Here is a 12,061-nt window from a genome sequence, read left to right as displayed (position 1 = left end):
AATACAGGCGCGATTTCCCGAGACAGGGGGTGCCGCCGATGGCGAAATACTTCAATATAATGTGAAAACAATGAAGCAGGCTCGCCTGAAGCAAGTTTCCCATAAGCCGATTTAACCGAAATACCCGCATAGCCATATGCCTGCACAACCATAGGTTTTGACAACAATGACTCAGCCATCCACATCAGCGGACAAAACCAAGGTGACCACCTACGATGAATTTGTCCAGCAGGTAGATTATTCGTTGATGGATAGCCTGAATGCCGACCCAGAGGCCACCACGGATGGCGATGATCACCGTGCGCGCCAGGTATTCTCCGGGCACTTTGTACCGGTAACACCAACACCGATTGGACAGCCAGAATATGTCGCCCATAGCCGCAGTCTCTTTCAAGAGCTAGGGCTCAGCAACGAACTTGCCCAAGACCCCGAATTTACCCAGCTATTCTCTGGAGATATCTCCGCAGCCCGCGCCCCAATGCGCAACTTCGGCTGGGCAACCGGTTATGCGCTATCAATTTACGGTACTGAATATGTCCGACAATGCCCATTTGGCACCGGCAATGGGTATGGTGATGGACGGGCCATCTCCGTGTTCGAAGGGGTATTTAACGGACAGCGCTGGGAAATGCAATTAAAAGGAGGCGGCCCCACGCCCTACTGCCGCGGAGCCGATGGGCGCGCGGTATTGCGCTCAAGCGTACGTGAATTTCTCGCACAGGAGTATATGCACGCGCTGGGTGTGCCCACCTCGCGCTCATTAACCCTGTATGTATCAAAGACCGATACGGTTTCCCGCCCCTGGTATTCCGATCATTCCAACGCATTTGATCCAGACATCATCACCGAGAACCCGGTCGCGATATCCACACGGGTAGCGCCTTCGTTCCTGCGTGTCGGACAAATTGAATTATTTGCCCGCCGCGCCCGCAGCCATGCGTATGACAATGCGCTTGAAGAACTGCGTATGATCGTTATGCATTTGATTGCCAGAGAATACCAAGACGAAATCGACCCCAGCCTCAACTTTTCAGATCAATTGATTGAGTTAGCGAGATTATTTTGCCAGCGCCTTAGCGTATTGGTCGCCAACTGGCTGCGCGTCGGTTACTGCCAGGGAAATTTCAACAGCGACAACTGCGCCGCTGGCGGCTTTACGCTGGATTATGGTCCATTTGGTTTTTGTGAAGTTTTCGACTCCGAGTTCCAGCCCTGGACCGGCGGCGGGCAGCATTTTTCATTCTTCAACCAGCCAACCGCCGCCGAGGCGAACTTCCACATGTTCTGGACAGCCATCCGCCCACTGCTCGCGGACGACAATGAAGCGCTAGAACGGCTGGATCAAATACGCCGTGATTTTCAGGAAGTAATGCAGGACCAGTTGCATCGCATGTGGGCCGCCAAGCTCGGTCTCACCGAGTTTAACCTGGATCTGTTTAAGGAACTGGTTACGCTCATGCGTCGCTCCGAGGTGGATTACACCATGTTCTTTCGCGAGCTATCCCAAATACCTGAAGATATTGCCCCATTGAAAAAGAGTTTCTATGTCAAAACATCCGCTGACATCGACGAAAAATGGCAGTCCTGGTTGATTAGCTGGCGCGATCTCGTGTTGACCGGTCATGACCTATCGACGGCAGCGGAGAAGATGAAACGCGTCAACCCGAAGTATGCGTGGCGTGAATGGCTGATCGTCCCAGCCTATCAACAGGCCACACTGGGTGATTACAGCCTGATCAGGGAGCTGCAGGAGGTCCTTAGCCACCCATATGATGAACAATCAAAAGAGATCGAAGAGAAGTACTACCGTTTGAGACCCCAAGAGTATTTCAATGCGGGTGGCGTATCACACTACAGTTGCTCATCTTGAACGCTGTATTTCTGAAGCCGATTTTCTGGAACTGCCCTAGTGAGCAGCAATGCGTCGCTGCCACAGTGGGTGTCCGCTAAGGCGGGGGTAAGATCACTATCTCTATGGCCCGTACTCGCGGATCACTTCGATCTTCCCCACGATATTTATATTGAGCTCATCCAGATCTTCGGCGGGAATCCACCACTCCGTATGACCAGCAGCGCCGACACACTTGATCGGGTATCGGTCCATAAATTCTTTATTGACATAGAATCGAGTGACATACCCCTTGCCAAAATCGGTAACGTTCCATTGGGTGAGGGCTATCGCGTATTCTTCATTGGTAACTGGGTAGAAGATTGGCTGCTCTGGCAGTCTTGGTGGCCACACTTTGTAGCCGGACTCTTTTACCAGATCCAGCTCTTTCTGCCCTACTGGCCGAAAACATTCGATTGCTGTCATAGCGTCAACTTTCTGTGGGTAACACTGATACCTAACGACTTACTCAATTGCGTAGCGTTTGAGGTGGACTTTTGTGCGATAATGAGCGCAGCGAATGCACAAAAAAGAAACGAAGACCGCTGCATCAGCTAGAGCAAATTGTTAGGAATTTTCAGGCTCCAATTTAGAAAGAAACTCACCGAACACAGATTTTCCTTTCTCTATATTTTCATTGAATATATTAAAATATTCATCAGGTGATATTTCTAACCCTAGTTCGTTTCTAACTGAGAGAACAGCTTGAGGAAGAAAATCAGATATTTTAAAGAATGTAGCCATGCACTTCCTTACATATACTAAATGTTCTTTATTTTGCAGAGCCCAAAGCTCGTCTATATCTTTATTGTGCTTGTCTCGCCGCTCACACTCAAATTCAAAGCTCTTGTTTACATAATCCCATGTGCCTTGGTCTTGATTACCTGCGAGATTCATATTTTTCATTATTGAAAGGTAACGTTCCACTTCACTCTGGTACTTATCTCGAAGGTCGACTGAAATCTGAATATCATTCTTTCTATTAATTAAGCTCATGCGCTCTAGCATTAAATGAAGAGTTGCGGTTCCGATTTCCCCCATAAACGTAGTTACAGCTTGAACAGTCTCCGCAGTACCAACCATTTGAACCTTAGCTATTTTCCCCGCTTGCTCAGAAAATTCAGAAGTGATTTTCTCTTCCGATATATTTAGGTTTGAGAAGCTGGCAATCATATTTTGACTTTTTGTTATTGCTTCCACAGCTTCCATATAAACTTCTTTCTTTATATTTTGCTCGCGCTCGATCGCAGATATCTTAAGCTGGTTACCAACTTTGACTTCTTCTAGCACCTCTGCATAACCTGATTTTACAGATTCTACCTCTTCAGTTATTGCTCCCACATCTTCTTTTGTAGCAAGGTTTTTTCCTTTTTCAGAGAGATACGCAGGAATGTATGACTTTAAGAAGTAAAATAAAACACCAGCACCTAGAATCGCTCCAACACCGAAGCTTCCAACAATGGTAACTATTTTTTCAATTTCTTCGATGCTCATATGCCTACTTTTTTGGGGGAACTTGGTTGCCAAAAACGCCCAGCGCAGGCGCAGCCAGCGCGGAGCGCATTTTGTGTTAATGTTTGAGCGCCAGCGAGTAACACAAAAGGTGCGTAGCGTTGGCTGTCGCTCTGCCGCTTCTTGTTAAGCCCTGCAGACGATGAAGAACCGCTTTTCATCGATATTTTCCCCAAAGCCTATCACTGGATTATCTATCCTTACCCATGATCCTTGACATTTTTTCTCTAGTGCAGAAACAAGTGAAAAACCTGAATCCATCGTTTCTATTTCCGCGTACGCATCGGAGATCTTTGCGGCCTTTTTCCCGGGCTTCACATGCAAAAGACACTCTTCATTCTCGATATCAAAACCAACTTTACTAATTGGCTCTATAGATTCAGTTGATGTAATTTCACCAGAATCATCCATGTTCAAAGAAATCAAGAATAATTCAAAATCGCCGTCAACTAAATCTGACTCGTCGAGTTCATTAATAATACAGCTGACATACTTACTCAACGGTTGATATTCCTTTGTAGGCTTAACAGTTTGTTCGTGGGCGTGTGCATATATGGACACACCGAAATGCCTATATCTGCCCACAAAGTATCCACATATGTACCAAAGCCCGTGAAGTGCCCATATCTGGATATAAACCGCTATCTAGCCACAAAATGATAAATACGTCACGCTTTCAGCCCCGAAAACCCATTACACGCAATTACAGCGCCTGATTAATCGGCCGCCTTAGCTCTATAGGGCTAACGTTGTCAGTAAAATCAGCCCTAAAAAAAGGCCACCGCAAAGGGTGGCCTCATTTAAAGATCAGGGTTAATTACGAACCAGAAGTTCGCACTAGCCCGCAAATACCAGAACCGACCATTAAACCCAAACGGTGAGGTCAGGGAGGCTGGAAGCGCAGTCAGCGGGCAAGAGGAAAATCAGTGGCTGTCCCGCACCTGATTGATCAACCCTCCCGCCAGCACGGTTGCCACCTCGTCTTCACTCATATTGTGGGTGACCGAGAGCTGCTTCCCGTCTTCCAGTTCAATGTTCACCACATCCCCCGACTGTAACTGTCCGGCCAGATCGCTGAAGGTCAATGGGCTGCCCTGTTTCAGTTTCGCGAGGTCACTGGGTTTGGCGAACAACAGTGGTACCACACCAAAATTGATCAGGTTGCGGCGGTGGATACGGGCCATGGAGACGGCAATCACTGCGCGCACGCCGAGAAAGCGCGGTGCGATCGCCGCGTGTTCGCGGCTGGACCCCTGGCCATAATTTTCACCTCCGATGACAAAGCAGTCGCCGGCGTGCTTCTTGGCTCGCGCGTAAAAGGTTTCGTCGATGCGGGAAAAGGTGTAGTGACTAATGGCCGGAATATTTGAACGCAGCGGCAGGATATCGGTGCCCGCTGGCAGGATTTCATCCGTGGAGACATTGTCACCAGCCTTGAGTAGTATCGGGCCCGTCAGTTTTTCCGGCAGCGGGTCAAAGTCCGGCAATGGTTGAATATTGGGGCCTTTTTCCAGTTCAACCGGAATTTCGTTTGAGCGGTCCTCCGGCGCCAGCATCAATGGGCGCATATCGCCGAGTGTTTCCGGCTCGGAAAATTCAGGGTATTCCATCTCCATGTCGCGGGGATCGGTTATCTTTCCGGATAGTGCACTGGCGGTCGCAGTTTCCGGGCTACACAGGTACACCTGGTCTTCTTTGGTGCCGGAGCGTCCGGGGAAATTGCGCGGTACCGTGCGCAGACTGATACGTCCGGTGGCTGGTGCCTGGCCCATACCGATACAACCGTTGCAACCGGTCTGGTGCAGGCGCGCGCCTGCAAGCAACAGCCGGTTGAGGTCGCCACTGCGACTCAGTTCTTCCAGTACCTGACGACTGGTAGGGTTTATGTCCAGGGATATTTCTTCGGGAACCTGCTGTCCCTCGACCATTCGTGCCGGCACCACGAAATCTCTCAGCCCCGGGTTGGCAGAGGAGCCAATGTAACTCTGATAAATCGGTTTCCCCGCGACCTCGCGCACCGTCACTACTTTGCCGGGGCTGGAGGGACAGGCAATCATCGGCTCCAGCCGGGACAGATCGAGGGTATCGCGATGATCATACTCTGCACCCTCTTCCGCCTGCATCGGCACAAAATCCTGCTCGCGCCCCTGCTGCTTCAGAAACACGCGCACCTGTTCATCCGCCGGAAAAACACTGGCGGTAGCCCCCATTTCCTGTCCCATATTGGCAATTACATGGCGATCCATGGCGGTGAGGTTGTCCAGCCCCGGGCCGTAATATTCAAATATCTTGTTCACACCGCCTTTCACATCGTAGCGGCGCAACATTTCCAGTATCACGTCTTTGGCACTTACCCAGGGGGGCAATTTGCCGGTCACCTCCACGCCGATGACTTCCGGCATGACCAGGGAGAATGGAATTCCGGCCATGGCCAATGCCACCTGCAGGCCACCCGCCCCCATGGCGAGCATGCCCATGGCACCACCGGCACAGGTATGACTGTCGGAGCCCAGCAGGGTTTTCCCCGGGATTCCGAAGCACGCCATATGCACCGCGTGGCTGATGCCGTTTCCGGGGCGGGAAAACCAGATGCCCCACTTGCGACTGGCGCTGCGCAGGAACAGGTGATCGTCCGCATTCTTGAAATCCGCCTGGATCAGGTTGTGATCCACATACTGGGCGGAGACCTCGGTTTTTACCCGCGGCAACCCCAGCGCTTCAAACTCCAGCATGACCATGGTGCCGGTCGCGTCTTGACACAGGGTCTGGTCAATTTTCAACTGCACTTCTTCACCGGGCTGCATTTTGCCACTCACCAGGTGCTGCTCGATCAACTGATGGGCGAGGTTCTTTTTCGCTCTCATTACCTGCTCCTTCGATTTTTCATTTAACGGTCAGTTTGAAAACTCCACACGCGGGGCACCTTTATCGGTACCGATATAGTCGGGGGCACACTGGATAAAGTCTTTTTGATCCAGCCCCGCCTCGATCAGGAACTTCTGTACATGTCGTGCGCGGCGATTGGCCAGACGCAGTAACTCCTCACGCATGCCTCTTGGCGGGTCGCGGAAAAACGCTTTCCACTGAGTTCTGTCGCCACCCACGGCCCGGGCTTCATGGGGAAATAGCACCGTCAAGTCCTGTGCTGTCGAAACACCACAGATTCCAGGACGGGCTTTGGGGTTATCGCGCATATCTTCGATCATGCCGTTCAGCGACACTTTGGCTTGCTCACTGAGGGTGTCGTACCCGGGCGCAAACTCAAGATCATCAAAGCGTTCCGCGCGGAAGCGAGCCCACGCCAGCTTGGCCAGGCTGTAAAAGCCTATCGGGGTGAAATAGGCAAACAGCGACTCGAGAATGGCTCGCTGCAACAGATCGCTGAAGATAAAGCTGAAATTGAATTTGGGGTCGTAAAGTTGCCCGGTTACCGGCATGTCGAAACGCACATCACCATCGCCGTCTTTCAGCAGCGCCAACGCCAGGCTCAGAGGAATAAAACTTTTTTTCACCGCCAGATGATCGGTATCCCGAACCCTGCGCACCTTGATCTTCTGCAACTCCATTTTTGCAAGTGCATCCACCTGATTGTCGTCAACGGCAATATTCACTTCCGCATCCAGCTGCCCCTGTAAAATTTTGTAGCCGAGCAGCCGCGCAATGTAGGGGGTCGCAGGAATCAGGTTGGCGCCTTCCACATAGCCCAACAGGCTGGCATCCCAGTGATTACTCTCCAGAAGATTCACATGACCTGCCAGGTGCATTTCACTAAAGCCGCCCGGGCGGGCGTTGAACACCAGTACCGCCGGCGGATCTTCCGGGTAATTACTCATACCCTGCAGCAGCAGATTGATGCGTCGCACTGGCAATTTAGCCTCGTATACTTGTGTATCGTCGAACCACAGGAAGTGACCTTGATCCACCGTCAACTGGCGCACCCGATAGCGGAACCGGTTGGCCTCCCGCGCCAGGTCGCCGCGCTGATAGTGATAACGCTGGGGGGCGGGTGTTTCATCGCGGAAGCGCTCCCAGGCACCAAAATCATCCTCCTGTCCACGGGCGAGAACACTGCGCGGTTTCAGTAAATCAATGGTGTCGACATTGAGTGATTTTTCCTTGGGCAGATAATCGAACTGGGACACCCTGAACAGTTTGATTTCGGTATTCCACGGGTGATTAGCGAATTCCTGGGCGCGCGGATCCCGCCGAAACAGTTTGCTATTGGCCACTTCGGCATGCAGTAGCCGCACAAGTTCACGGGTAAATGTTAATCCACGCGCCTCGGCGAACTCGGTTTCCAGTAGCTGATCTCCGTCAGTGTCGTTGAGAGCCAGTCGATATAACTGCGCCATATTCAGCTGCAGACTGCGATCTCCGAAATTGAGCAGACCGGTAGCCTCCAGGTTCTGCAGGTCCAAGCAATAGCGCACACCGGGGACATACCCTCGCGGGACACAACCCTGGATATTACTGAGCAACAGTTTTTTGCCCACAATCTGCCGGCTGCCGAATCCCAGTTCGTCGGCCCGCAGGGATTCCACCTGCAAATAGGGGGTCGATTCACCCGCTGGCTCCCCATTCCCGCTGCCGTGAAAAATGCGCAATCCATCGACCTGGATATTGCGAAAGTAGCGCTGGGGTATACCGCTGCCGAACTGACTCAGGATCACCCGATGCTCGCTGGTCACGGTGACTTTTCCCACATGAAAACAGGGAGTCAGCGGATTTTCATCCCAGCGTACCGGCTTCAGACAACCGCGAATGCCTCTCATCTTGCCGTCCCTCAGAGACAGGACGCCCGGCGAAAAGACCAGATCGCGAACATCGAGACTGGCAAACCCCATGCGCGCACGGTTTCCCTCAAGAAACACGAAATCTTCGACAACAATACGTCCGGTGGACCGAAAATCTTGTTCGCTCTCACCCTCTGCTCCGGCCTCCAGTTCGAGCCGTTGATTGCCGGAGATCTGGATCTTGCCGACGGCGACACACGGAATTCCCAACCCGCGGTTCACCCGGCCCTGTTTGTCCGGCATGCAACCGGTGAAGTCCTGTGCGATCAGGTCCCGCACGTGTACCCGCTTACCACCGGGCCAGCGCAGATGTTGCCAACGCAACTCTGCAAGATGAAACTTCGATGATTGATCGGCGGCGGAGCGCAGTTCCAGGTTCTCTAGCCACAGCGGCCCAAGGTCGAGAATATCGGTGGTTGCCGTTTTTTCACCTCGTCCCAGTGCAATCCGGTTGTCGCCGGCGAGACGCAGTGCTCCCAGTGCCAGGCAGCCACCCCAGCGGCCACTGCTCTCACCGCGCAAGCGGGCGGCGGTTAACCAGTCCTCTGGTCCGCATCCTCGCGCCGAATCAAGCCGGATATCCCGCACGTTTATCACCACCGGATGGTCACCGACTGGCTGCTCCATACCGATACCGGCAATGCGCAATTGCCCCAGCTCTAACTGCGCCGGCGCAGCGGAATCAACAGGGGTATTTTCGCTAGGCAGCAAGCGGTATAACGCCAGCTTCTGAATCGCCACGCCCTCGCCATCCGAGCGCAAGTCGCGGCCGCGCAAGCAGCGGGGCAGCATGGAATCGGTATCTCCCCGCTGCGGCCAGCACATATCCAGTCGGCTGGCCTGCAGTGTATCCAGCTGCCAGTCGGCACTTGCCGGGGCACTCCGCGGTAGATCAACCTGCATGGAGAGTCCGGCCAGGTCGCGCACTTCCGCGGTAAAGTCCCCTTCTCCTCCGGTCAATGACAGGCGCGCCAGTGCCAATTGGTTCAGGTCCGCGCGAAAGTGTTCACGCCGGTAGTCGAGCTGGAAGGTATCGCCGGTGCGCAGGCTTTCAATCTGTACACAGCGGTCGTCACCCAGACAAAAGGCCGCGCCGTCCAGCGCCGCACCGGGCAAATCCAGGTGTGCCAGTGTCGGCGCCGACTGAAAATTCATCGCGGCTTTGGGTAGCCGCAACTGGGTAACTGATAGCAGGGAGTCACCGGCGGCGGTATCAATCTCAGCACCATCGAGGCTCAGTCCGGCGGCGCTCAGCCCGAGGCGGAATGCACTGCGCGCGGGTACGTTTTCCGCGCTCACGGCGCGCTGGGTATCCAGCTGCAGCTGTAATGGCTGCTGCTGTTGCAGGTTGCGAATGTCAAAACAGGCGGCGCGCCGCTCACCCGATCCGCGCGCCAACAACAGTTGCCAGGCCGCTGGCATGCAGCCCTCCAGCCGCTCGAGCAGTGCAGCGTCCAGTTCGAGCTCGGTACTGCTCAGGTGAATACGCTTACCAATGGCACTGCTTGCCCCCGATGCGAGGTGACCAGCGCCCCCGGTTTCCGCAGTGTCCGGCGGGGATCTGGTGAGCTGCCCCTTTTCTGAACCCGCCTCTTCGTTGAGGCTCCCCTCAACAGCAGCACCATCTTCTTCCATCACCCACCAGTGCCCCTGCCCCGCAGCAAAGTATTCCCCGGGGTTCAATAGCTCCTTGCTGCGGCGAAACAGGCCCGGGCCAAGGCGCAACCGGGTGAGTGCCAAACCGGTTTGACGGTCCGGATCCGGGGAGAGGTGATCCGAGAGCAACAGACTCTCCAGCGCGAGCTCGCCGAGAATGAGGTAGGGAGACGCGGCGGCGGAGGAACCTCCCCCGGTCTGCAGCACAAAGTTGCCGTCGCCTTCCAGAGCGCGTAACCGGCCGCACAGGGGAGACAGGCGCCGAGGCAACAGGCCCTCAGTCATACACCCGGAGAGGGACTGCAGGGCAAAGTCCTCGGCCAGATACTCACCGTCCGCCGGCGACAGATTCAGCCGGGCCCAGTTCAGCCCGGAAAGCTCTACCGGATCACTGGCTTGCAGGGAGGGAGAAGCCGCGGCGGCCGCCGGCGATATCCGAAAGCTGTCCAGTGCGACAGCGCCACTCTGCAGTGCCCAGGTCTGCGCCGGTCGTCCATTGCTCGCCACCTTGCGCGGGAACTGCAGAGAGAATTCCTCCGCCAGTTGCAACTGTGACAGCCGCACACACTGAGTGGCCGCACCGAGAATTTCCCCCGGGATACAGCCGTTCGCTACATCCAGCTGTACCTGCTGCAATCCGAGTTGACGCGCACTGTTGCGATACTGCAACGCACCCAGACCCAAGTGATTCACTGACAGTGCGTGAGAATCCGGCAATGGCGTATCCATGTCCACCAGTCTTCCCTGGCTCAGGCTGGCCTCGGTGAGGTCAACCGTCAAACCATTCTGCCAGTGAAATTCCGTTGGTCTGGGCAGGCGCAGAGTTCCGGCGCGCATACAGTAATGATGTGAGCCACCGCGCCAGGGGCCAGGGCACCAGGAGAAATTGCTGGCGCCACCGCTCTGCCAGCTCAGCGCCTTTTCTTCACGCAGGAAATCAAAACTGTCGAGCGCGATGGTCTGCGCGTGCCAGTTGGGGTAACGCCGGTTGCGGTAGCGCAGCCGTACTTCCTCACCGCTCAGTCGGTGCCAGGCGATTTCCGATTTTGCGCCAAAAGCAAAAAGTGCCGAACCCCGCAACTCGAGACGGCGGGCAATGCCGCAGTGTCCGGTGATCCGATTCAGCGCAGGCACAGCTTCCGCCCAGCGGTCCGGAGGACAGCCGGCAAATTTGCGCGCGAGCACCGCCTCTGTACGCAGTGCGTTGCCCGGCCGCGCAAAGCGAATGCGATGTGTGTGCAAAGCGACCAGTGCCAGGGTGGGATCTTCCTCTGGCGATTTCTGCAAATCGCCCTCACCCGCTTCCTGCGTCTGGCTACGGAGACCGTAACGGGAAACCTTGCCCGGAAATTCATCCCAGGCAAGCAGGTTTTCCACCTGCAGGTCTTCCGCGCCAATATCGAATTTCAATGCCTCCGTGGCTTCACGAACTCCGCTGACAAAGAAATCATCCAGTACCAGTTTGCCGATTCGCACGCAGCTTGGGCTGTCCCACTGGGGTTTGTGCTGGTAGCACACCACACTGTCGCGGAGAGTGGCTGCGGTCAGATCCACGCGCCAGTTTTTCGGTCTCTTTTCGCCTTCCGCCAGATGCCAACCGCCAATTTCCCACACCCGACCACGTTTTCCCGGAGAGGATTCCAGGTCCATATAGGCCCCGTCCAGTTCCACCAGTTTGACGTGAACTTTTCCTCGTAGCAGGTACCACCAGCTCAGCCCCAGGGTGGCTTCACGCACGCGAAAGCCGCGTTCGAATTTATTGCGTACTTCCACACCGCGCAGGTGCGCGTGCAATCGCGGCAAAGATACGTCGATGTGTTGTACCTCGGCCTCAAGGCCATGCTGGTGCAACCAGCGCTGTACCTTGCCGGGCAGGTAAATCGACAGGAAAAGATTCAGCGCGGCGATCAACAGCAGGAATATCACCAGCAACCACAAAAGGCGATAAATGCCCTTGCGCTGCGCGTCCCTCGCGGGAGATATCGGCGGTGAATCTTGTGGTGAACTAGACATCGAGGCTCGGCGAACAGTGTATTGCGCGCAATCCTCGCGATTTTCGGGCGGAACTGCGGACTCTCTACAGTAAAGACCAGAGGAGACCGCGCGGATGTCGCGCCTTAGCACCAAACGGGTTTTTATTCAGGCCAAAGGCAATTGAAAAAACAACGGCTACACTGACGCAGAAATTCCGGCAGCAAATACTTCCGATCAC

Annotated in this window: 6 protein-coding genes; 1 reads left to right on the top strand and 5 read right to left on the bottom strand. The window is 54.6% G+C overall.

Going from position 1 to position 12,061, the window contains the following annotated elements:
• Positions 1-166 precede the first annotated feature (166 nt).
• On the top strand, positions 167-1,870 hold the full coding sequence (locus ACYX4K_RS00595; RefSeq protein ID WP_475090722.1) for a protein adenylyltransferase SelO: 1,704 nt from the start codon (positions 167-169) through the stop codon (positions 1,868-1,870).
• Positions 1,871-1,972: 102 nt separating this feature from the next.
• Here the strand turns inward: ACYX4K_RS00595 and ACYX4K_RS00590 are convergent, their stop codons facing one another.
• The 5 genes from ACYX4K_RS00590 to ACYX4K_RS00570 all read right to left on the bottom strand — a co-directional run bounded on the left by ACYX4K_RS00590 (position 1,973) and on the right by ACYX4K_RS00570 (position 11,862).
• Positions 1,973-2,314: a hypothetical protein gene (locus ACYX4K_RS00590; RefSeq protein WP_475090724.1), complete on the bottom strand. Its 342-nt coding sequence runs from the start codon at positions 2,312-2,314 to the stop codon at positions 1,973-1,975.
• 141 nt (positions 2,315-2,455) lie between these two features.
• Entirely contained in the window at positions 2,456-3,382 is a 927-nt protein-coding gene (locus ACYX4K_RS00585; protein ID WP_475090725.1) for a hypothetical protein, read from the bottom strand.
• A 144-nt stretch (positions 3,383-3,526) separates the two neighbouring features.
• On the bottom strand, positions 3,527-3,901 hold the full coding sequence (locus tag ACYX4K_RS00580; protein ID WP_476178742.1) for a hypothetical protein: 375 nt from the start codon (positions 3,899-3,901) through the stop codon (positions 3,527-3,529).
• 422 nt (positions 3,902-4,323) lie between these two features.
• Positions 4,324-6,264: an aconitate hydratase gene (locus ACYX4K_RS00575; protein WP_475090728.1), complete on the bottom strand. Its 1,941-nt coding sequence runs from the start codon at positions 6,262-6,264 to the stop codon at positions 4,324-4,326.
• 30 nt (positions 6,265-6,294) lie between these two features.
• A complete protein-coding gene (locus tag ACYX4K_RS00570; protein ID WP_475090730.1) occupies positions 6,295-11,862 on the bottom strand; it encodes a DUF748 domain-containing protein in 5,568 nt (1,855 codons plus the stop codon).
• Positions 11,863-12,061: the final 199 nt, after the last annotated feature.

It is taken from the genome of Microbulbifer sp. ABF4_107 (assembly GCF_056312215.1).
Note: the sequence above shows the minus strand (reverse complement) of the source record. Positions and strands in the feature narration are given on the sequence as shown.